The sequence below is a fragment of the Paenibacillus lacisediminis genome (assembly GCF_046567315.2).
Genome location: NZ_JBKIAX020000004.1, coordinates 294,179 through 315,766, shown reverse-complemented (window position 1 = coordinate 315,766; position 21,588 = coordinate 294,179). Strand labels below are relative to the sequence as shown.

The window sequence follows — 21,588 nt, the reverse complement described above, 5'->3', positions numbered from 1 at the left end:
AGACGATGGTTCTTTTTATTTTTTCGGAGAATCGGTGTTTTTGGCAATGGTGAAAAAAATTTCATAACGTTCCGCATCCGGAGATTTTTTATCGTCCTGGTGCTGTTCGCAGAAATCATTGATCCATTGAAATAATTCCTCCGCTTTTTCCTTTGTCAAAAAAACGCTGGGACTTGTCAACTGTGCTGAAGGCGGAGCGAGCCTGGAGGCCTTCAGAAAGCGCTGCTTGCTTTCATCGTAAAGGTGGGTTAGCAGTTTTTCCGTCTCGGATTGAAAGACCTGCTGGATCGCCTCATCGATCTCGCTTTTTCTAATGTGGATTTGCCCTTTAAAAGGCTCGAAATATTTGGCCGTAATGCCGTTGATCAGTTTGGTGTCCACCAGTTGCAGCAGACCGATGCTCTCCAGTTTTTTGGCGTGATAGTATACTTTGGCAGGCACCTCCCGCATCACATCCGCCACTTCCTTGATCGTCGCCGGACGATTCAACCGCAGAAATTCATTCATGATCTGCATGCGATATGGGTCCGAATATATGCGGATTTCCTCCAACGTGTTCAGTTCCTTGATTTCCATGTGCACGCACCCCGCGTTAAGACTAGAGCCAGCTATATTTTCCGTACAATTTAGTATAGCTTATCTGTGAGAATGCGCAAAGCCGCTAGCAATTCGTCAAATGCTCATAAACTTTCGCTGTTTCAACAGGTAAACGACAGGCAGAAGCAGGCAAATACCAAAAACGAGATAAAGCCGGTGGACCTGCATCCATTCCCCCATCACGCCCGCCAAGGCGCTTCCCAGCGGAATCGCACAGGTGCAGACCATATTGTTAAGAGCGCCTACTCTTCCCAGCAGTTCTTTTGGTACCGATTCCATGAAATACGTCGTGGCCGGGGTATTGATTAAAGAGATGGCCAAGCCCATGCCAGAACAGCAAGCGGCAGCCGGGTAAAGCGGATGTAACGGCCAAATAGCGGGTACATACAACAAAGCGTAATTGCTTCCCAGCAGGCAGTAACCGGTGATGATGAGTTGGCTTTTTTTAAAGTTATCGCCCTTTTTGCCGATCCATAACCCGCTCGCGATCATCCCGATGATCAAGCTAATGCCCAACAAACTGAGACCTTCTGGGCCGGACCGTAAAATTTCGTTAACATATACCGCATTCAGCACATTGTACGGTGATAGGCAAAAGTTCACATAAGCTGCCGTGAAAATGATGATTAGGATAAGTTTATTCGCTCTAAGGTAGCGCAGGCCTTGCTGAATTTCTTGAAAAAAGGAGCTGCTTGCTTGGTTTGTCGGAGGAAGGGAGTCAGGTGAGATGCGAATGAATGCGAGAAGCGCCGCAGCGGCCATGAAGGTAAGTCCGTCGATTAAAATCGCATGCGATATTCCCCAGTAGGCGATGATGCCGCCGGCCGCTGCCATGCCCGCCAGTTCAGCGATCCTTGAGGCGGAAGTGCTGATGGAGTTGCCGCGGAGCAGTTTTTCCTTGGGAAGAAGCTGCGGGACTAGAGCCATTTCGGCAGGGGAGGTGAAGCATTCCAGCGTTGAAATCAGCAAGGTAAAAATGTACAGATGCCACGGAGCCAGAAGCCCCTTCCAATACATCAAAGCCGTGAGGGTGACGAGGATTCCCCGGCCCAAGCAGGTTGCAACAATAACAAGCTTTTTGGGCCACCGGTCCACCAGGGTTCCCGCAAAAAAGCTGAACAGCAAGTTGGGCACATAATTCAAAGCGAATAGGGTACCCATTAAAACCTTAGACCCCGTTAGCATATAAACCATCCAGCTGTAGGCAATGGAATCGATCGAATCTCCAAACCGGGAAATGACGCGTGCAAGGAGGAGATACGTAAACGGTTTGCTTACCAGCAGATCGGCCTTTAAACTACCTAATCCTTTTCTTTTGACCAGGACTTTCTCGCTCATGGCACCCACCCCTAAAAAATAAACTCAACGTAAAAATAATTTTAACGTTAAGTTTATTTTATTGATTCTCCAGTGGATTGCAATAGTTATTTTCCGTGGCTTGTCCTATGGGGAATGATCACTAAATATTGACTTTACCGCCTAATCGTGATAAATTTATTGATGTTCTCACAATTTACAACGTTCCCTGATAGCTCAGTTGGTAGAGCACTCGACTGTTAATCGAGTTGTCACAGGTTCGAGTCCTGTTCGGGGAGCCATATTCTTGGAGAGATACCCAAGTGGCTATAAGGGGACCCTCTGCTAAGGGGTTAGACTGCGTAAGCGGTGCGAGGGTTCGAATCCCTCTCTCTCCGTTTCGAAATACATCGTTTAAAGAACCTTCCGTTAATCCGGGAGGTTCTTTTTATGCAGAGGGGTGGGAAACCTCATTGGAGGGTTCGTCTGGAGGGTTCATCGTCGGGCATAAGCTTCGGGAGGATTTCGCCGCAGTCTCGAACGAAGTGAGAGTATTCTATCCCTATCCCTTTCTTACCGATGCTAACGGTTGTCATCGCGCTTATTTGCGCGAAAAAGCGGCGGTTTCTTTTTTAACGGATGCAATCGCACTTATTTAGGTGAAACCACCCCATTACTGCCGATAAAACGGGAAATAGGTTCGCTGGCAACCGTTACATTTTGTATCCGCTCGTTTTTGCTCAAATAGCATCGCTCACAACCGTTAGATTTTTTTGCGCCTTCTTTTAGGCTATTATACTTATCAAATTCCCGTAGTTTCTTTCAAATGGAAATTTAAAATTAGGGGTTGCAAGGCTCTAGTGTTTTTGCTATACTCAATTTTGTCGCTGCTTCCGAGCGGCATGAGGCTGTGGCCCGTTGGTCAAGGGGTTAAGACACCTCCCTTTCACGGAGGTAACAGGGGTTCGAATCCCCTACGGGTCACCATTTTCTTAACATATGAATATGCGGTCGTGGTGGAATGGCAGACACGCTATCTTGAGGGGGTAGTGGGCGTACGCCCGTGGAGGTTCGAGTCCTCTCGACCGCATCTGAATTGCAGAAAGAACCTTGCTGAACGCAAGGTTCTTTCTGCATAACCAGAGGTGATCAGGGTCTCTAGCAAGGCGAGCTTCTGGTTAGGACTAGCATCACGCCCCGGAAATACCGTGACTCAGCTGCGGGGAGAAAATAGCGGAACTTTATGGTCTTATTTTCGGGCAGTGAGCCTGTTGATCACCATTAACGGAATTTTTTGTCCTTATTTTCCAATGGACGATACGAAAACGAGCCATTTCCCTGAGATTGGAGAAAATAACGACATAAATTTCCTCTATTTCACTCAACATGGGGGATAGCGCCGAAATAGCGACATTTTTTTCCGTTAAGTTGTCCTATGTTCTCCCCCTGGGTTTCAACAGGCTAACTTTGGCAGTTTTATCTGCCTTGTTCCACAAGTGGAACCGCCAACTACAATTCCAGCAGGTGATTTAAAGCGTAAGCCACACCGTGGTGGTTGTTATCGCGCGTGACCATGGTGCTTAATTGCTTGATTTCATCGACCGCGTTGCCCATCGCAATGCTTGTCCCGGCTACGTGAAACATGGAAATATCGTTATAGCTGTCGCCGATCACGACGGTATCGGCCATAGGGACTCCCAGATGTTCGGCCATAAAGCGCAAGGCGCTCCCTTTATCGGTTTCGGTGGAGATGATTTCCAGGGTATGATCGGCGGAGGATGTCGTGTGAAGATGGTCCTGCTCGCCGAAGTGCTTGCGGATCCGGTTTAGCTTGGCTTCGTCAAAGGTAAATATCAGCAGCTTATAGACCGTCGCCCCGCGCTCCAGCAGCTGCAAAGGGTTTTCGATCTGTTGAAAACCAAATTGGAAAAATTGGATTTGGGCGCTTTTCCACAATCGCTCGCGGCTGGCCGCAGGGTTGGCGCTTAACAGCACATCCATTTCCGCCTGCAGCTTCTGTTCCCCGCCGCAAGGGGAATAAATCGCCTCAGGGCAGAATATTTCAAAATAAACCTGCTGCTCCAGCAAATATCGTACCGCGTCCAGGGCCGTGGCTTCTCCAATCGGTGTTTCCCGCAACAGCAGCCCGCGTTCGTCATAAACGGCGGCTCCGTTAAAACCGATGGTCGGGATAGCCAGATCGCCTGTCAACCCTTTGGCATCAAAGCTGGCTCGGCCGGTGCACAAGGTTACAGTGTGGCCTTTGGCGGCCGCTTGGCGAATCGCGTCCAGCCCCTCGGCGCTCGGCTTGCTTTCGGATGTCAACAGCGTACCGTCTAAATCTACGGCGATTAGTTTTTTCATGAATGGTTTCCTCCTAACCCGAATGTCTCTCTTTTTTCGGTTTTGTATGTTCTGTCTTCCTATAAAAGTATAGTTTATGAAATGCATTTCAGGTCAACAGGCCGTGAAACGCGATCATTTCGGCAATACGCTTGACTTGGCGATCGTATGCAAGTTCGATGGGGGCCGTTACATTTAAAGCACCCGGATGCAATTGGGACAAATGTCATGGGTACATTCGGCATGGGTATGCTTTTGCAAATAAGCTTTGCGCGATAAAATAAGGGCAGTCATGGAGACCTATTAAGTCCTTAAAGGCGCTGTGCTAAGATATAAGCAGTCCTTGAGCTTCAAAAACCCAATCTGTACGTGAAACACGCAGGAATAATAGCTTTTATTTTATCCCAACTTAAATGCGAGATGATTACGGTGTTACGGGAAGGTTGGAGAAGAAGTTGTCAATCTACGAACGTATTGAACTGCTGATTAAAAATGCGGGTTTGACCAAAAAGGCGTTTTGCTTGAAGCTTGGGATCAGCACGGGGAATTTGGGAGACTGGAAACGCAAGAAGTCAACGCCGAGTTCGAATAAGCTGATCGAAATTGCAAATTTTTTTGACGTAAGTCTGGATTGGCTCATGATTGGACGGGAAAAACCGGCTTCCACCGTAAACGAGGGCAAAGCCAAATATACGGTTCGGGACGGGGACTGGGAGGCCTTTGCAGCAACGCTGTCGGAATCGGAACGGGCTTTCGTCCGGGAATATATCGAATTTGCCCGCTACAGGAAACAACAGAGGAAGTACTCCGGAAAATAATCTCACTTTACTTTTAAGCGCCGCGAAGATATAATAGTAATGTTCGTTTCTAAATCACTTGCGGTCGTGGTGGAATGGCAGACACGCTATCTTGAGGGGGTAGTGGGCGTACGCCCGTGGAGGTTCGAGTCCTCTCGACCGCATCTTAATTTTGAACCAGGAGCTTCCCGGTATTTATTCGGGGAGTTCTTTTTTTTGCTAAAATAAATCCACCAAAACCAATGATTGTTTCTATAGAACCGGCGCTATTTTTTTCTATAATGAGTGTAAGTTACCTAAAAAGGTCAGACGCAATTCATCGGCTTAACCGGGAGGGATAACATGAGAATACTGGTTGTGGATGACGAAGCCAGACATCGGAGGGGCATGTTTCATTTACTTCGCTCGATTCGCCCTGATTATGAGGTGGCTGTAGCCAAAAACGGGTTGGAGGCGCTGGAGGCGATTCGGTTGCAGGAGACCGATATTGTCCTGACGGACATACGGATGCCGGGGATGGACGGGCTTGCCTTTCTTGAGAACTTGAGCGATATCGCCAAGCGGCCCAAAGTGATCATTTTATCAGCTTATAATTTGTTCGAATACGCGCAAACCGCGCTTCGCCATGGGGCCAATGATTATTTGCTGAAGCCGGTGAATACCGACAAGGTGGAAGAAGTATTGCTAAGACTTGAGGCGCAAATGGCACTGGAAACCCGAAAGGATACGGAGACAGGAAAAGAGCAAATCCTGGTGGACTGGCTCAAGGGCACCCTTGAACCGGAGACATTCCGGAATAGCGATGCGGAAGTGGCTGAAATGGCCGATCAGTCCGGGCTGATTGCCGTTACCGAATATTTGCCCGAGAACCACGTTCCAAGCCGGGAGGACGAGAAAAGGTTATGTGACGATTTGCAGGACGCCTGGTCGGCACTTGGCCTGGCCCGGTCATTTATCGTCAAAGAGGCGGGGGAAGAAAGGATCATTGCGGTGACGATCATCCGATGCGGCGGAACGGAAACGATCCATGCACAAAAAAGCGAAGCCAGGCTCGCGCTGGAAAAGCTGTCCCATCACCTCCGTTATGCGGGAGGCCGTTTGGAGCATGCCGCCGGTCATTTTTGTAAGCGTTTGCTGAATGAAGGACCTTCTTCTTACCGAGCGTCGCTTGCGGCTTTGCGATTTGCGTTTTATGACAAATGGAACGGGATCGTTATTCCGGAGGAACGGGCCTCGGGCGCCGTTAGTCCGTTCGAGCTGGATCATGAGCGATTGTATGCGGCCCTTTGCGGTCAGCAGGCCAAGCATGCGCTCGTTCTTTGCCGCTCCGCTTTCGACCGGCTGGCGGGCGAGGGGTGGACCGAACCGGCCGTCGTGAAAGACAGTGCGGCCTTAACTCTAATGCTGCTGAAGAGCCGCTGCCGGGAGCTGCTGGACCGGGATACCTCCGGGCGTTTGAGCGAAGCGGCAACCAAGGAAATCCCCGCGTGCGAGACGTACTATGCGCTCCTGTCCATATTGGAGGCCAGGCTGCTCGAAGTACATCGTGTGCTGCAAGGAAAGAAGCGGGGAAGGGGCGAGTATGTCGCGGAAGCCTGCATCCGGATCATACGGAGCCGTTACATGGAGGACTTGACGCTCGAAAATGTGGCGGAGCAGTTTTACTTCAACCCTTCCTATTTCAGCACCATGTTTAAGAGCCATACCGGCCGGACCTTCTCCGAATACTTGACGGATACGCGGATTGCGCGGGCAAAGGAGCTGTTGTCCGACCCGGCATGCACGTTGAAAATTTATGATGTCGCCGAACAAAGCGGGTACCGGGATACCAAATATTTTAGCCGCATTTTTAAAAGAACCGTGGGGGTTTCCCCGGAGGCTTACCGCCATAAATCACTGGAGAACCTTTGCCAATGAAGCTGAGAACCCGGTTGTTGACCAGCTACCTGATCCTCATTTTGCTGCCGCTCATTATCATCGGCCTTTTATTCTATAAGACCGGCCTGCAGGTCGTTACGAAGCAGGCGCAGGATAACGTCTACGAGATCGTTAAGAAAAACAACGAGGTGTTGGATGGAAAGCTGAAACAGATCGAGAACGACAGCGTGACGTTGTTTGCCGACAAGGAACTGCTGGATATTTTCAACCGGCTGGATTCCGGCAAGCAGGAGGAACTGCTGATGGCCGACCGCAAAATATCGCTTATACTCGGGCGGCATTTCGCCCAAAACGAAGATTTGTATACGTATCAAATCTGGACGACGTACTATACCTTCGGTCCGCAACGGAATATGCCGCAAGGAGATCCGACCCGGACGAAAATTTATCGGGCGGCCAAACAAGCCGGAGGCAGAATGGTCTGGTATCCGACCTATGATTTTGTCGAGATGTTTGAACAACCGTGGCTGTCGGATGCGGAAAATTACGATTACGGTTACTTATTCACGGCCACCCGGCTGCTTAATTTCTCCCACTTGGACAACACTTCGATGAAAAATCTGGATCCCGAAGTAGAGCGTCCGGTGCTGGCGATCAGCCTGAAGGCCGATTTGTTCCGGACTTTGTTTGAACGCAGCATTCCAGAGAAGTCGGAGTACATGGTGATGACTCCGGACGGAAATATTGTCGCGCATTCCGACGCAGAGCAGGTGACCGCTCGCTTCGCCGAAGACTGGGCCCGCCCGCTGCTGGCCAGCGGAACCGGGACGCAGCGGATCACGCTGAACGGCCAGAACATGATCGTCTGCTTCGATCGTTCGGAAATCACCGGCTGGTTGTCCGTCGTTGTCATTCCGGAGGCCGTACTGGTCCGGGAAATCGTGCCGACGATCCTGTTATCCACTTTGACGCTGGCCATCGTGCTGGGAGCGGTCGCCATTACGCTGGCTTTCCTTGTCGTCGGCAGGATTACCGGGCCGATCAAGAAACTGCTCGTGGCCATGCGATTTGTCGGCGAAGGAGACTTCCATATGCAGATCGAACCGGCGGCCAACGACGAGTTGGGAGTCCTGATCCGGAAATTCAACAATATGAACAGCCGCATTCAGAAGCTGGTTACGGAAAACTACGAAATCAAGCTGAAGGAGCAGCAAGCGGAAATACAGGCGCTGAACCTGCAGATGAATCCCCATTTTCTGTACAACACCTTAAACATCATGAACTGGGTGGCGATCGAAAACGGCCAGAAGGAATTGAGCAGGATGCTCGTTTGCTTGTCCAGCATGCTGCACTATACCACCCGCAAAGATTGGGACGCCGTGGAGCTTTCGGGAGAAATCGAATGGATGAAAAATTATTTCTATATTATGTCCGTCCGGTTCGAGGGAAAGTTCGAGGTGATGTACGACATCGATCCCGAGCTGTACCGCTTCAAAGTACCGAAGCTGCTGTTTCAGCCGTTTGTGGAAAACGCGCTTATCCACGGTTTTAACCAGTTGGAGGAGGGCGGCCGCATCACGATTGTCGGCAGCCTGGAAAACGGCAGCAGGCTGTTTCGCATAACGGATAACGGCTGCGGTATCGAAGGGGAGGAACTGGCAAGGATCGCGGCAGGCGAGACTGCGACGGTCGGGATCAAAACCATGATCTCCCGCATCAGGCTCCGGCATGGGGAGCAATACGGCTTATCGATTGCCTCATCGCCCGGAATCGGGACGACGGTAACGATCCGTTTGCCGGGCATCGTCGAAGATTAGTCCACCAAACCTAAGAATAATCCGATTTTGTGAGCGCCTTCATGCTGATATAGTTGAGGCATCATAGACTGCAGCTATGAATCGATCGAGGCGAGAATGAGAGGGGTTATGAAGCATGAAGCTGAAAAGGAAATCGATACCCGTTCTATTGGTCCTTTTGTTGATGATGACCGGTGTGTTGTCCGCCTGTTCCGGTGGAAGCGGGGGAGATAACGGTGCGAACGCAGGCGCGGAAGGCTCGGCGTCCCCGGATTCCGGCTCGAAGGAACCCGTAACGTTAAGGTTGACGTTTTGGGGCAGCCCCGGCGAGGTGGAAGCTTACCAAAAGGCGGTTGACCGCCTACGAGTCACGCATCCGCATATCAATGTCAAGCTGGAGAACATTCCGTCGGATTACGATGCCAAATTAACGACGATGGTGGCCGGGAACGAGGAGCCGGACGTGGCGATGATGGAGTCGGCTTCGATCGCCTTTCCGTTGGCCGAGGAGAACAAGTTTCTGAACCTGCAGCCGCTTCTGGACGCGGATGGTCAGTTTGGCCCCGACCGGCTGGTGCCCAACATTTCCTATTATTCCGAACCGGGCAATATGATCGGCATTGGGCCCGGCCCGGAGACGTTTTCGTTGTATTATAATGTCGACCTGTTCAAGGAAGCGGGCGTCGAACCGCCTCCGGCCAAAGCGTCGGAAGCCTGGAGCTGGGAGGAATTCGTAGATGCCGCTAAGCGGCTGACTCTGGACGAAAACGGCAACAACGCCACGGAGAGCGATTTTGACCCGAAAAAAATCAAGCAGTTCGGCGTGAGCGGAGCCAACGGTTGGTGGGGTGCTTGGTCCAACTTCGTCTTCAGCAACGGCGGCGACTTTGTCTCTGAAGACGGCAAGACGTTTGGTCTGAATCGGCCGGAAGCGGTGGAGGCGCTGCAAAAGGTCGCCGATCTGATCAACGTTCATCACGTTGCGCCGTCGCCGGTGCAGGCTAAAAATGTGCCGAGCACCAACGTGGCCTTGCAAACCAAAAAGGTAGCGATGGTGATCGACGGGCAGTGGGCGAACTTCGATCTGAGCAAAACGGGGGTTAATTACGACGTGGCCCCGTTGCCGGTCTTCAAGGAACCGGTGACGACCGTCGTATGCGCCATGTTTTCGATTTTCGAATCGACCGAACATCCGGAGGAAGCTTGGGAACTGGTCAAAGCGCTGCTCGATCCGGAAGGATCGCTGGAACTGAACCACCAGGGATTGTGGATGCCTGCTCTCAAAGACTGGTACGTACAGCCGGACCTGATCGGCAAATGGACGGCCGATTCGAAAGGACGCACGCCTGGTTATAAGGATGCGGTGATCGACATGATGCTGAATTACAGCTATCAATCGCCGACCGGTTATGTAAAGAACTTCAACAAAATCATGGATGCGGTCACTCCGGCTTTGGATAAGCTGTGGCTTGGCGAACTGACTGCTCAGGAAGCGATGGACTCGGTCGCAGCCAAGGCCCAGGCGCAGGTACAAGGACGCCGCGACATTGAGTAATCAAAAGTCAACCAAGGAGGACCACATGACAACCGACATCCGCTTGCAAACGCAACCCGCCCCAAGCCCTGCGGTTCGTTCCAAGGAACGGAAAGCTTTGTTGTACGGACTGTTGTTCACGCTGCCGGCCACGCTGGGATTTGTGATTTTTACGGCGGGGCCGATGATCGCCAGCTTTTTCTTGAGTTTGACCGATTACAGCGTCTTTAAAGAGGCGACCGGTTGGGTCGGATTCGAGCATTATGCCCGCTTATTGTCCGGCCTTGACGAACTGTTTGCCAAATCGCTGTGGGTCACGTTCTATTTCGTTTTCCTGAAGGTTCCGGCGACCATTTTGGTATCTCTGGGCATTGCGCTGCTGCTCAACATGAACGTAAAGGGCCGCTCGATCTTCCGGACGATCGTGTATTTGCCGAGCATCGTTCCCGCGGTGGCCACGGCGATGATCTGGATGTGGCTGCTGAATCCCGATCTTGGACTCATCAATCAACTGCTGAGCGCGCTTCACCTGCCGACGAGTTCTTGGCTATATGCCGAAAGCAGCGTCATCCCTTCCGTGGTGCTGACTACAATGTGGGGCATCGGCGGCACGGTTGTGATTTTCCTGGCCGGTTTAAGCGGGATTCCGGACCAGTATTATGAGGCGATCGACGTCGATGGAGGAGGCTGGTGGCATAAACTGCGCCATATTACGATTCCCCTCGTCAGTCCGACGATTTTTTTCAATACGGTCATGGCGATCATCGGTTCGTTCCAGGTATTTAACGAGGCGTATATCCTTACCCAGGGCGGCCCGAACAACGCCAGCTTGTTCTACATCTTTTATTTATGGCGCACGGCGTTTCGGGATACGGAAATGGGATACGCTTCCGCGCTGGCGTGGATCATGTTCGTGATCATCATGGTGTTTACGCTATTGGTGTTCCGGACGGCCAAGTCCTGGGTGTATTATGAAGGGGAGGAGCGTTCATGAGAACCTCGAGACTTAAGAAATGCTTGGCTTATGCGGCTTTGTCCCTGATTTCGGCGATGTTCCTGATCCCGTTCGTCTGGATGGTTCGCAGTTCCTTGATGGATTTGGCGCAAATCTTCGTTATGCCGCCGGTGTGGATCCCGCATCCGGTCAAATGGGACAATTTCGTGCGGGCGCTGACGATATTGCCTTTTGATCGTTTTTTTCTGAATACGGTCATTATCGTCCTGTTCTCCGTCGTAGGCACCGTGCTAAGCAGTTCGGTCGCGGCCTTCGGATTTTCCCGCATTTCGTGGAAGGGCCGCAACGTGGTCTTCGGGATCCTGTTGTCGGCCATGATGCTGCCGGGCGCAGTAACCTTGATCCCAACCTTCCTGGGGTGGAGAACGTTGGGGTTCTACGATACGTACATGCCCCTCATTTTGCCGGCATTTTTTGGGGGCGGGATTTTTAATATCTTTTTGCTTCGGCAATTTTACATGACGATTCCGCGCGATTTTGACGAGGCGGCGGTGGTGGACGGTGCAGGCTATTTTCAAATTTTTGTCCGGATCATATTTCCGCTCAGCCGCTCCGCAGTTATCGTTGTGTCCCTGTTCACATTTCTGGCGGCTTGGAACGACTTTTTCGGTCCATTGATCTATTTGAAATCCAACGAGAAATTCACGCTGGCGCTTGGCCTGCAAATGTTCCAGGGCGCCTATACCTCGCAATGGGATTTGCTGATGGCCGCCTCGGCCGCCGTCGTGCTGCCATGCGTTGTCGTATTCCTGATCGGGCAAAAATATTTCCTCGAAGGCATTACGCTAACCGGGTTAAAAGGGTAATGCCGGGCAGGATACGGAGGGAACTGTACAATGAGTCCACATCAGCTGAAAATGCAGAGCTGGAGGAGCGTTTCTTTTAATCAGGTAGGTCTCGCGGATGGCTACTGGCGACCGCGCTTGGAGGCGCTGAGCCGTGTCACGCTGCCGGCCTGCCTGGCCCAATGCGAAGCGACGGGCCGGATTTCGAATTTCGCCAAAGCCGGCGGCTTGGAAAGCGGCGAACACCAGGGAATGTATTACGATGATTCCGATGTTTACAAGGTGCTGGAAGGGGCTGCTTACTCGTTGATGATCGTACGCGATGAGCGGCTGGAAGCGGAGATCGACCGCATTATCGATCTGATCGCTGCGGCGCAGGAGGAAGACGGTTATTTGTCGACTTACTATACACTGACGGCGCCGGACAAAAAATGGACCGACATGGAGAAGCATGAGATGTATAACGGCGGTCATTTGCTGGAAGCGGCCGTGGCCTACTACGAAGCCACAGGCAAACGCAAGCTGCTGGACGTCGCCTGCCGTCTGGCCGATCATTACGACCGGTTGTTCGGGCCCGGGAAACGCCACTGGGTCGAAGGCCATGAGGAAATCGAGCTGGCGCTGGTCAAGCTGCACCGGGTGACCGGCGAAGCGCGTTATCTGAAGCTGGCACAGTGGCTGCTGGAAGAGCGGGGGCACGGGCACGGTGCCGGAGCGATTTGGGAAAAAGAGGATTGGGGACCGGCTTATTGTCAGGATGACGTTCCCGTTCGGGAAATCCGGCGGGTGACCGGCCATGCGGTTCGGGCCATGTATTTGTACACGGCGATGGCCGACGTGATAGGCGCCGCCGCCGATTCTTCCTATGCCGAGGCGCTGCAGCACGTGTGGGCGCATACGGTGGAACGCAATATGTATGTGACCGGCGGCATCGGGCCTTCACGGCACAATGAAGGATTTACGACGGACTATGACTTGCCGAACGAAAGCGCGTATTGCGAAACCTGTGCCGCGATCGCCCTGGTATTCTGGAATCACCGGATGAATCTGCTGTACGGCGATGCCAAATATGCCGACGTGGTGGAGAAAGCGATGTATAATGGCGTGCTGTCGGGGATTTCCCTGTCGGGGGACCGGTTTTTCTATGAGAATCCGCTTGCTTCCCAAGGGAACCATCACCGGGTCGAGTGGTTCCATACGTCCTGTTGTCCGACCAATTTGACCCGGTTCCTGCCTTCGGTCGGCGGGTACGCCTATGCTGTGACGGACCGCGGCCTGGCGTGCAATTTATTTATGGGCGGCCATGCGGAAATTACGCTGGAGAGCGGCAATCCCGTGAAGCTGGAGATGGAGACCGGTTATCCCTGGGACGGTGGAATTCGCCTGACGGTTCATCCCGGCAAAGACGAGGAGTTTCCTGTGTTGCTCCGGATACCGGGCTGGTGCAGGAGCTATCAGGTGGCCGTAAACGGAGCACAGGTCAGGTCTACGGATGTGACAGTTCATCAAGGGTACCTTGTCCTTGAACGAAAGTGGACTGCGGGCGACTTGATCGAATACCGGCTGGATATGTCCGTGCAGGTCGTGCGATCGCGGCCCGAGGTCGAAGCGAACCGCGGCCGCATCGCTTTTCAGCGGGGACCGCTGGTTTACTGCTTGGAGCAGGAGGATAACGGCGATTTGACGTACGATGATTTTTCTGTCTCTGCAAAAACGGCATTTTCCACCGAACACCGGGATGATATATTGGGGGGCGTGACGTTGATCTCCGGCCAAGATCGGATTGGTGCTCGTTATACCTTCATCCCTTATTATGCTTGGGATAACCGGAAACCGGGCTTTATGCAGGTATGGGTGAAAGAGGAAGATACGCCGGCGATTTACAATGTGTGAGTACGGGCCTGACGAGTGGTCCTGAGGATGAAAGGATGTGACAGCCATTATGAGAAAATCCGTAAACCCGCTGTTCCCGGGCTGGTACGCCGACCCGGAGGCAAGAATTTTCGCTGGACGGTACTGGATTTATCCGACGTATTCCGATGTTTACGAAAAGCAAACTTTTTTTGACGCCTTTTATTCGGAGGACTTGCTCACGTGGATGAAAGCGGAGCGGATTTTGGACCTTTCGGGCGTGGCTTGGGCCCGCAAGGCGGTTTGGGCGCCTTCGCCGATCGCGGCGGGCGGCAAGTATTATTTGTATTTCGCCGCCAACGACATCCAAAGCGACGCGGAATGGGGCGGTATCGGGGTGGCTGTCGCCGACCGGCCGGAGGGACCGTTCACCGATCCTCTGGGCAAGCCGCTGATCGAGCGGTTCGTTTTTGGCGCGCAGCCGATCGATCCGCATATTTTTATCGATGACGACGGGACGCCTTATTTGTACTACGGGGGCTGGGGGCACTGCAATGTCGTGAAACTGAAAGCCGATATGATTAGCCTGGATGCCCATGAAGACGGCGAGGTGTTCAAGGAAGTGACGCCTGCCGGTTATGTGGAAGGGCCCTGCATGCTGAAAAGAAATGGCCTGTATTATTTTATGTGGTCGGAAGGCGGCTGGGGCGGTCCTGATTACTCCGTTGCTTATGCCATTTCGGAAAGTCCGCTTGGCCCGTTCGAACGCGTGGAGAAAATCTTGTCCGCCGATCCGAACGTGGCGACCGGCGCCGGCCACCACGGTTTTCTGAACGTTCCGGGCACGGACGAGTGGTACATCGTGTATCACCGGCGCCCCCTGGAGGAAACGGCGGCCAACCATCGCGTCGTCTGCATCGACCGGATGGAATTCCGCGCGGACGGCACGATCAAGCCGGTACAACTTACCTTTGAAGGCGTGGCTGGCCGCAAGCTGCCATCTCCGCCAGAGCAAGCATAAAACCTGGGCAATTCTGAAATTTTTTACCAAACAAGAACAATATTATAACATTGTGCTAATACTCCCTAATTAAACTTCTCTTTAGTTCGTAATTATGGGGAGGGGAAGCAATGAACAAGCTTTGGAAAGGGTTGGCCATCAGCGGTTTGGCGCTGTCCGTCGTATCGGCGGGAAGTTTCGCTGCGGCGCAAGGGCAAGAGGAGAAGTCGGAGCAACATGCGGCGAACGGAAAATCGCGGAATCTGATCGTCCTGATCGGCGACGGCATGGGTCCGGCGCAAATCTCCGCAGCGCGGTATTACCAGCAGTACGAGCACGGTGTTAAGTCGTTGAACCTTGATCCGTATTATGTCGGTCAAGCGACTACGTACGCGGATCGCGGGGAAGACGGGGGTACCGTCGTGTCCGGGATCGTCACGGACTCGGCTTCGGCCGGAACCGCGTTCGCCACCGGGCACAAGACGTATAACGCCGGCATCAGCGTATCGAACGAGGACGTCTCCAAGCCGTTTGCTTCGATTATCGAAGCGGCCGAGCGCGGCGGCAAGTCGACGGGCCTGGTGACGACGGCGCGGATCACGCATGCGACGCCGGCCGTTTACGTCTCCCATGTCCGCAACCGCGACAACGAAAACGCGATCGCTTCGCAGTACCTCGAAAGCGGCGTTGACGTGCTGCTGGGCGGCGGGGAATCGTTTTTTGTCACCAAGGAAGAAAAAGGAAAACGCAGCGACAAAAACCTGCTGCCTGAATTTAAAGCAAAAGGTTACCAAGTGGTGAAAACGGCTCAAGAGCTAAATGCTCTGCCGGCTAAAGAAGGTAAAGTGCTTGGTCTGTTCGGGAGCTCGCACGTTGCCTACGTGCCCGATCGTACAGACGAAACGCCAAGCCTGGCGGAGATGACGTCCAAAGCGCTCGATATTTTGTCCACCGACAAAAAAGGCTTTGCGATCATGATCGAGGGCGGGCGGATCGACCATGCCGGACACGCCAACGACCTGCCGACGATGGTGCAGGAAGCGCTCGATTTTGACGCGGCTTTTAAGGTGGCGCTAGATTTTGCCAAGAAGGATGGCAATACGTCCGTCGTCGTTACGGCCGACCACGAAACCGGCGGTTTGTCCTTGTCCCGGGACAATATTTATGAAGTCAACATCGACCTGTGGGACAAGCAAAAGCATTCCTCCGAATATCTGGTTACGGCGCTGAATGAAGCGAAAACGATTGCCGACGTGAAAAAAATCGTTGCGGAGAACACTTGGATCACCGACTTGACGGATGACGAAGCCAAGCTGATTCTCGATGGCGACGGTTCTTCCTACAAACGCGAGGGCGGATATAACGCCGTCATCTCCAAACGGCTGCTGATCGGCTGGTCCGGCCACGGACACTCCGCCGTCGATGTGGGCGTATGGGCGTACGGGCCGATCGCCGACAAAGTCAAAGGACAGATCGACAATACGCAGATTGCCTTTGCCGGTGCCGAAGTGCTGGGGGTGGATCTGCAAAAAGCGACGGCAGAGCTGCAGTCCAAATATATTTACCCGAAATTTAAAATCAACCGCGAAAATGAAGTGCTCTATCCGGCGAAGGCCCTGACGGAAGCGCTCGGCGGGGCTTACAAGGAATCCGACAATACGGCGACGTTGAGCGGAAAAGGCGGCAAGACGATTACGGTGGACCTCAAAGCGGGTGCCGCAAAAACCGCCGGGGCATCGGCGTCGATGACGGTCGACGTGGACAACGGTACGTTGTACCTGCCGCTGGCGGCGTTTAGCGAATTGACCGGCAAAACGCTGAAGTGGGACGCGCTTTCCGAACGGATTGCATTGCAGTAATCCGGCAGGCAGACTATCCGAAAAAACAGGAGGAACGATCCGTGTTCTCCTGTTTTTCCATCTTAACGGAGGGAGAGAGCATTCATGCTGAGCATTCGCGGTTTGAAAAAACAGTTTCAGGTAGCCGGGCAGCACATTCCGATTCTGGACATCCCCGAATGGGAGGTGCACCAAGGGGAGAAGTTGGCGATTACCGGGCCAAGCGGATCGGGCAAAAGCACGTTGCTGCATATCGTCAGCGGCTTAATGCGTCCCGATGAAGGCGAGGTACAGGTGTTTGACCGGGCGCTCCAGCAGATGTCGGAAGCGGCGAGGGATCGTTTCCGAGCCAAGCATATCGGCTACATCCTTCAGGATTTCCACTTGATTCCTTCCTTGACGGCCAGGCAAAACGTAGAAATTACCTTGCCCCGCGCGAAAGGCAGACGAGAGCGGCGGGAGCTGATCGACCATTGGTTTGAGCAGGTCGGCTTAAGCGACCGCAGCCGCCATTTGCCGTCCCAACTGTCCCGCGGACAGCAGCAGCGGGTGGCGATCGTCCGGGCGCTGATCAACGATCCGGCGCTGGTGCTGGCCGACGAACCGACGGGAAGCCTGGACTGGGAGACGGCGGAGGAAGTGACGGACCTGCTGCTTCGGTTGTGCGAAGGCCAGCAGCATACATTGCTGGTGGTGACTCATGACCTCAATATGGCGGACCGGTTTCCGCGCCGCTTGCATATCGGGGAAATCAACCGTTTGTCCGGCGAGCGCCGGAGATTATCCGCCGCCGGCAGCGGCGGTTCCGCGCCTGCGGCCCGGGAGGAGCAGACCGGATGAGCCTGTTTCAGATTTTGATCCGCAATATTTGGCACCGCAAGTTTCTATCGCTGCTGACCGTCGTTTCGGTGGCGGCTACCGTGGCGTTTACCGTGCTGCTTTCACTGTCGCGGGATAGCGTGGAGCAGGGGGCTGAGAAAGGGTACGGGCCTTTCGATGTCGTCGTCGGGGCGGCGGGAAGCGAAACGCAACTTGTGCTCAGCACGTTTTACCATATCGGAGCGCCGACCGGCAACATTCCGCTGGCAACGTTGGAGACGGTCCGGCAGGATCCGGGCGTGGATGCGGCTTATGCGATGACGGCTGGGGACAACTATAACGGGTATCCGATTGTCGGGATCGAACCGTCCTATTTTTTGACCCGTTACGGGGACCGCGCGTTAGCGTCTGGGGAGCTTTACAGGGCAACCGGCGACGTAGTGGTCGGGTCGTACGTAGCGAACATGCTTGGTCTTCAGGTGGGCGACACGTTTGCCGGAGCGCATGGACTGGTTGAGGGAGCCCATCACCTGGAGGAAGAAGCGGAGGAGCACGAAGAGCATGATGAGCACGGAAGCTTCAAGTATACGGTGAAAGGGATACTTCCCAGGCTCAACACGCCCGATGACCGCGCCGTTTTTACGACGGTCGATTATGCCTGGGCCGTGCATCAAAAAGCTGACGAGGAAATCACGGCGATTCTGGTTAAGCCGGCGACGCTGCTGGGAGCGCAGCAGCTGAAAAACGTTCTGGAGCAAACCGGCACTGTCCAGGTTGCCTATACGAGCAAAGCCGTTGCCGACGTCGTCAACCTGGTGGACCGCGGAGCGGATATTGTTGAAGTTCTGACCTGGCTATGCGTCATTTTGGCGGCGATTTCGATTCTGCTGTCCCTGATAGCCGCCGCCGGCGAACGGACGAAGGATGTCGGCCTGCTGCGCTTGTTGGGAAAGTCGAAGACTTACGTCTGGATGACGATGATCGGCGAAGGGCTGCTGGTCACCGCCGCGGGGCTGGTGCTAGGCATCCTGGCCGGCCATACCGCCGGTTATGTTTTGCAGGATGCGCTGTTTGCTTACGGGGGGATTCAGATTGAACCGTTCCGCGCTACGCCGGATCAGGCGTATATTGCGGCGGGGACGCTTGTCATCGGACTGGCGGCTTCGCTGGGGCCGGCGATCCGGCTGTACAGAATGGACCCGCTTACCCTATTTCGGGCGTAACGAGAGAGGAGATGGCCTAACGTGAAAAAAAGTTTATCCCTGCCGTGTCTGCTGCTCGTGCTGTCAGCGCTGCTGCTGCATGCCTGCGGCAAGGATACGGGTTCCCGGGAAGAAGCCGGATCATTTGGCGCCGCGGCATCAGTGGGAACGGCCTTTAGTTATGAGGTGCAAGGCCCCGATACGGCGGAGAGCGAAAAGCCGGATCAGGAGCCGGGTTCAAATAATAACCCTGCTGATAAAGAGGCAGTTGGCGTCCCGGAGGCCGCCGAAGTACAGAAGGCTGGCGCTGCGGCGGACACGCCGGCCGGAACTTCGCAGGATGCGGCAGCTAAGGCGGACGCGGCCGAAGCGGACAAAGCTGGAGAGAAAACAGCCGACAAGCCGAAGTCCGCGGATGCCGGCCGGGCCTCTGCTTCAAGCTCCAAAAAGCCCGATACCGCGAAGGCTGGGCAAAGCAAGGCGTCAGGCAAAAACGTCGCGGCGGCTTCGTCGAAGAGCGCCGGTTCGGGCGGAACCGCGAAAGCCGAAACGTCCGGCGGCGCAAGCGAATCGGCCCGCACTTCCTCTTCCGATAAAGTAAAGGGTGCAAAGTCGGGTGTGACGACCATCGGGTGGTCCGAGTTTTTTGACGGGGATGATCAGACGACGCCTTCCGAGCGCTTTTGGGATCTCAGCGGATCAACGGTTACCATCAAGGGCTTTATGGGTGAAGTGCTGTCGTTTGAAAACCACTGGTTTTTGCTCATTCCCGAACCGGGTGCGGAATGCCCTTTTGACAACGGGGATGAGACGTATTGGAACAAAATCATGATCGTGTTCGTACCGGATGATGTCAACCTTCGCTACAAGTCGGAGGCGCTGCAGATAACCGGCCGCCTCGACGTCGGCATTAAAATCGACGAGTCCGGTTACAAGACGATGTTCCGGTTGTACGACGCCTCCTTTGAAGAGATCAAAGAATAATGACTAGCCCCCCTGCTCAGAAAATAAACGGACAGGGGGGATCTTATTTAAAATCGGCTTCACGAAGAATGAAATCGCTTTTTTTTGCGCATCCTATCCAAATACAGGAATTATATTGCCAAACAGGCTATTTAACGCCTTTTTAAGTTGACACGCCGAAGAAAATTATTTAATATGTCTAAGTACTAAAAGAGAGTATCTCTGGAACGGAATGAAATTTGATAATACGGGTGATCGAATGTCTTACAGACCGAATGTTGTGAACGTGACAAAGGCCGGAAACAACGACAATGATGGATTATACGAGTTTATCGCCAAATTGGCCGACGGTACGGAATGCCGCGTGTTTTACCACCGCTATCCGAACTGGCGGTTAACGAACGTCAACCGGCTTCAAAAGACGCCGTGCCCGGTCTGCCGCAAAGATTTTATTTGCCAGTGCATGGAGAAATTTTCCGGTGAAATTCACCGTCAGATCGCTGAAGGGCAATGGTTTGATAAGCTTTTGTCGGAGTAATTTTATAACTTAAGCAGGCACGGGGGAATCCCGTGCTTTTTTCTTTTAATTTAGGACTTGCCGAAGTCCCAAAACTGTGATATTCTTACAGTAAATATCAGGAATAACGGGAGCGGTAGCACCGTCCATGATCCGATTTGTATCGGGTTTTGGGCGGTGCTTTTTTTGTTTCCGTTCAAAGGAAGGTGAACTTATGGGGCCAGTCCGGCTTGCGCTTGCCGTGCGGGATGAGCAGTATATCGAAGCCTTTTTATATTACGTTCGCAGCAGCGAGTTTAGCCACAATCTGATTTTGACCGCATTCAGCCGCAGGGAGGCGTTAGATAAATACCTGGAGGAGTCAACAGAGTTTGTTGACGCTGTCCTGGGAGAATCGGCATTTCGGGAAACGATGGATGCGGCCGATAAGCGGGGCATTTCATGGATCGTTCTGGGTGAAAGAGGCGAGGCAGATGACGGCAAACCTTGCGTGCAGAAATATCAGCCGCTTCACCTGCTTCTGCAATCGGTGCTGGACATGGTCCGCGGCGGAAAAGCCGGAGGGGCAGGGGCGGAAGGACAAGCGGCGGTCATTGCGGTTTACTCTAGCGTCGGCGGATGTGGCAAAACGACCGTGGCGCTGAATATGGCCCGGCAGTTGGCCTCTGAAGGGGGCAAAGTGTTTTATCTGAACCTGGAGACGGTATGCAGCGGCAGCTTGTTTGCCGGAACTCCGTTTCGGGAAGGGCAAACGGCTGGACTGGCCCGGTTGTTGTATGACCTTAAGGCGGCGGACGACAAGGGGGAGGCACCGAGGTTTCCGGTCTCCACGTATGCCTACAGGCATCCTGTGCTGCAAGGAGATACGTTTGGCCCGCTGGAGAATATCAACGAAATGCTGGAGATGGAGCGAAAGGATACCGTCGAGCTCATCGATTACATCGCGGGAAGCGGTCTTTATGACGCGGTCATTGTTGATCCGGATTCCTATCCGAGCGGAAGAACGGAGGGTGTGCTTGAACGGGCGGACCGGTTGGTATGGCTGGTCACGGATGAATGGAGCGTGATGCGGAAGACGGGGGCTTGGCTGTCCCACCTGGAGCGCTCGAAGGCGGCTTTGCATCATGATCTGTTTGGCAAAACGCGGTTTGTCCTAAATAAGTACGCCGGAAATATCGTAACCGATTTGCCGAAGCCGGGGCTTTCGATTCAAGCGACATTATCGTTTATTCCTTCCTGGAGCCAGGGGAGCAGGCAGGGAGAACTGCCGTACTCCCCCGCGTTTCAGCGGGATTTGCTGAAATTGTGCCACGCACTTTTGGGCGGTGCGGCAAATGTCCGGGTGCGGGAGGGGTAA

Annotated in this window: 17 protein-coding genes and 5 tRNA genes; 19 read left to right on the top strand and 3 right to left on the bottom strand. The window is 53.5% G+C overall.

Going from position 1 to position 21,588, the window contains the following annotated elements:
- Nucleotides 1-15 precede the first annotated feature (15 nt).
- Both ACLD72_RS10220 and ACLD72_RS10215 read right to left on the bottom strand, forming a co-directional pair.
- Complete coding sequence (locus ACLD72_RS10220) at nt 16-576, bottom strand: ArsR family transcriptional regulator (protein ID WP_410997306.1); 561 nt, start codon at nt 574-576, stop codon at nt 16-18.
- Between the two features lie 96 nt (nt 577-672).
- Nucleotides 673-1,935, bottom strand: coding sequence for an MFS transporter (locus tag ACLD72_RS10215; protein WP_410997308.1), 1,263 nt, complete (start codon nt 1,933-1,935; stop codon nt 673-675).
- 184 nt (nt 1,936-2,119) lie between these two features.
- Between ACLD72_RS10215 and ACLD72_RS10210 the strand changes: the two genes are divergently transcribed.
- The 4 genes from ACLD72_RS10210 to ACLD72_RS10195 all read left to right on the top strand — a co-directional run bounded on the left by ACLD72_RS10210 (nt 2,120) and on the right by ACLD72_RS10195 (nt 2,983).
- A tRNA-Asn gene (locus ACLD72_RS10210) sits at nt 2,120-2,195 on the top strand.
- 7 nt (nt 2,196-2,202) lie between these two features.
- A tRNA-Ser gene (locus ACLD72_RS10205) sits at nt 2,203-2,291 on the top strand.
- 514 nt (nt 2,292-2,805) lie between these two features.
- Nucleotides 2,806-2,880: transfer RNA gene (locus tag ACLD72_RS10200), tRNA-Glu, on the top strand.
- A gap of 20 nt (nt 2,881-2,900) precedes the next feature.
- A tRNA-Leu gene (locus ACLD72_RS10195) sits at nt 2,901-2,983 on the top strand.
- 419 nt (nt 2,984-3,402) lie between these two features.
- On the opposite strand, the gene ACLD72_RS10190 is transcribed toward ACLD72_RS10195, so the two are convergent.
- Nucleotides 3,403-4,257, bottom strand: coding sequence for a Cof-type HAD-IIB family hydrolase (locus tag ACLD72_RS10190; RefSeq protein ID WP_458475737.1), 855 nt, complete (start codon nt 4,255-4,257; stop codon nt 3,403-3,405).
- Nucleotides 4,258-4,679: 422 nt separating this feature from the next.
- Here ACLD72_RS10190 and ACLD72_RS10185 point away from each other — a divergent pair, with 422 nt between their 5' ends.
- The 15 genes from ACLD72_RS10185 (at nt 4,680) to ACLD72_RS10115 (ending at nt 21,588) form a co-directional block, all read left to right on the top strand.
- Entirely contained in the window at nt 4,680-5,054 is a 375-nt protein-coding gene (locus tag ACLD72_RS10185) for a helix-turn-helix domain-containing protein (RefSeq protein WP_458475736.1), read from the top strand.
- A gap of 60 nt (nt 5,055-5,114) precedes the next feature.
- Nucleotides 5,115-5,197 (top strand) — tRNA-Leu (locus ACLD72_RS10180).
- A gap of 178 nt (nt 5,198-5,375) precedes the next feature.
- Entirely contained in the window at nt 5,376-6,950 is a 1,575-nt protein-coding gene (locus ACLD72_RS10175; protein WP_410997316.1) for a response regulator, read from the top strand.
- Complete coding sequence (locus ACLD72_RS10170) at nt 6,947-8,728, top strand: sensor histidine kinase (RefSeq protein ID WP_410997318.1); 1,782 nt, start codon at nt 6,947-6,949, stop codon at nt 8,726-8,728. Before ACLD72_RS10175 ends, ACLD72_RS10170 begins: the two co-directional genes overlap by 4 nt.
- Before the next feature lie 115 nt (nt 8,729-8,843).
- Nucleotides 8,844-10,262 (top strand): ABC transporter substrate-binding protein, encoded by a 1,419-nt coding sequence (locus ACLD72_RS10165; RefSeq protein WP_410997320.1) that lies wholly within the window; start codon nt 8,844-8,846, stop codon nt 10,260-10,262.
- Nucleotides 10,263-10,287: 25 nt separating this feature from the next.
- Nucleotides 10,288-11,235 carry a carbohydrate ABC transporter permease gene (locus ACLD72_RS10160; protein ID WP_410997322.1) on the top strand — a complete coding sequence of 316 codons (948 nt, stop codon included), beginning with the start codon at nt 10,288-10,290 and terminating at the stop codon, nt 11,233-11,235.
- Nucleotides 11,232-12,062, top strand: coding sequence for a carbohydrate ABC transporter permease (locus ACLD72_RS10155; protein WP_410997324.1), 831 nt, complete (start codon nt 11,232-11,234; stop codon nt 12,060-12,062). Before ACLD72_RS10160 ends, ACLD72_RS10155 begins: the two co-directional genes overlap by 4 nt.
- 30 nt (nt 12,063-12,092) lie before the next feature.
- Nucleotides 12,093-13,934: a glycoside hydrolase family 127 protein gene (locus tag ACLD72_RS10150; protein WP_410997326.1), complete on the top strand. Its 1,842-nt coding sequence runs from the start codon at nt 12,093-12,095 to the stop codon at nt 13,932-13,934.
- A gap of 49 nt (nt 13,935-13,983) precedes the next feature.
- Nucleotides 13,984-14,913: a glycoside hydrolase family 43 protein gene (locus ACLD72_RS10145; protein ID WP_410997328.1), complete on the top strand. Its 930-nt coding sequence runs from the start codon at nt 13,984-13,986 to the stop codon at nt 14,911-14,913.
- A 110-nt stretch (nt 14,914-15,023) separates the two neighbouring features.
- Complete coding sequence (locus ACLD72_RS10140) at nt 15,024-16,751, top strand: alkaline phosphatase (protein ID WP_410997330.1); 1,728 nt, start codon at nt 15,024-15,026, stop codon at nt 16,749-16,751.
- 84 nt (nt 16,752-16,835) lie between these two features.
- Nucleotides 16,836-17,570 (top strand): ABC transporter ATP-binding protein, encoded by a 735-nt coding sequence (locus ACLD72_RS10135; protein WP_410997332.1) that lies wholly within the window; start codon nt 16,836-16,838, stop codon nt 17,568-17,570.
- Nucleotides 17,567-18,772: an ABC transporter permease gene (locus tag ACLD72_RS10130; RefSeq protein WP_410997334.1), complete on the top strand. Its 1,206-nt coding sequence runs from the start codon at nt 17,567-17,569 to the stop codon at nt 18,770-18,772. The genes ACLD72_RS10135 and ACLD72_RS10130 overlap by 4 nt, the downstream gene beginning before the upstream one ends.
- 21 nt (nt 18,773-18,793) lie before the next feature.
- Nucleotides 18,794-19,735, top strand: coding sequence for a hypothetical protein (locus ACLD72_RS10125; protein WP_410997336.1), 942 nt, complete (start codon nt 18,794-18,796; stop codon nt 19,733-19,735).
- Between the two features lie 238 nt (nt 19,736-19,973).
- Entirely contained in the window at nt 19,974-20,252 is a 279-nt protein-coding gene (locus ACLD72_RS10120) for a hypothetical protein (protein WP_251590437.1), read from the top strand.
- A 193-nt stretch (nt 20,253-20,445) separates the two neighbouring features.
- Nucleotides 20,446-21,588, top strand: coding sequence for a nucleotide-binding protein (locus ACLD72_RS10115; protein ID WP_410997338.1), 1,143 nt, complete (start codon nt 20,446-20,448; stop codon nt 21,586-21,588).

Bases quoted from the DNA above. Each gene is read 5' to 3' on its own strand.
- ACLD72_RS10140 (WP_410997330.1), top strand. From the start codon at position 15,024: ATGAACAAGCTTTGGAAAGGGTTGGCCATCAGCGGTTTGGCGCTGTCC.
- ACLD72_RS10150 (WP_410997326.1), top strand. From the start codon at position 12,093: ATGAGTCCACATCAGCTGAAAATGCAGAGCTGGAGGAGCGTTTCTTTT.
- ACLD72_RS10145 (WP_410997328.1), top strand. From the start codon at position 13,984: ATGAGAAAATCCGTAAACCCGCTGTTCCCGGGCTGGTACGCCGACCCG.
- ACLD72_RS10160 (WP_410997322.1), top strand. From the start codon at position 10,288: ATGACAACCGACATCCGCTTGCAAACGCAACCCGCCCCAAGCCCTGCG.
- ACLD72_RS10165 (WP_410997320.1), top strand. From the start codon at position 8,844: ATGAAGCTGAAAAGGAAATCGATACCCGTTCTATTGGTCCTTTTGTTG.
- ACLD72_RS10155 (WP_410997324.1), top strand. From the start codon at position 11,232: ATGAGAACCTCGAGACTTAAGAAATGCTTGGCTTATGCGGCTTTGTCC.
- ACLD72_RS10175 (WP_410997316.1), top strand. From the start codon at position 5,376: ATGAGAATACTGGTTGTGGATGACGAAGCCAGACATCGGAGGGGCATG.
- ACLD72_RS10170 (WP_410997318.1), top strand. From the start codon at position 6,947: ATGAAGCTGAGAACCCGGTTGTTGACCAGCTACCTGATCCTCATTTTG.
- ACLD72_RS10115 (WP_410997338.1), top strand. From the start codon at position 20,446: ATGGGGCCAGTCCGGCTTGCGCTTGCCGTGCGGGATGAGCAGTATATC.
- ACLD72_RS10135 (WP_410997332.1), top strand. From the start codon at position 16,836: ATGCTGAGCATTCGCGGTTTGAAAAAACAGTTTCAGGTAGCCGGGCAG.
- ACLD72_RS10220 (WP_410997306.1), bottom strand. From the start codon at position 576: ATGGAAATCAAGGAACTGAACACGTTGGAGGAAATCCGCATATATTCG.
- ACLD72_RS10130 (WP_410997334.1), top strand. From the start codon at position 17,567: ATGAGCCTGTTTCAGATTTTGATCCGCAATATTTGGCACCGCAAGTTT.
- ACLD72_RS10215 (WP_410997308.1), bottom strand. From the start codon at position 1,935: ATGAGCGAGAAAGTCCTGGTCAAAAGAAAAGGATTAGGTAGTTTAAAG.
- ACLD72_RS10120 (WP_251590437.1), top strand. From the start codon at position 19,974: ATGTCTTACAGACCGAATGTTGTGAACGTGACAAAGGCCGGAAACAAC.
- ACLD72_RS10190 (WP_458475737.1), bottom strand. From the start codon at position 4,257: ATGAAAAAACTAATCGCCGTAGATTTAGACGGTACGCTGTTGACATCC.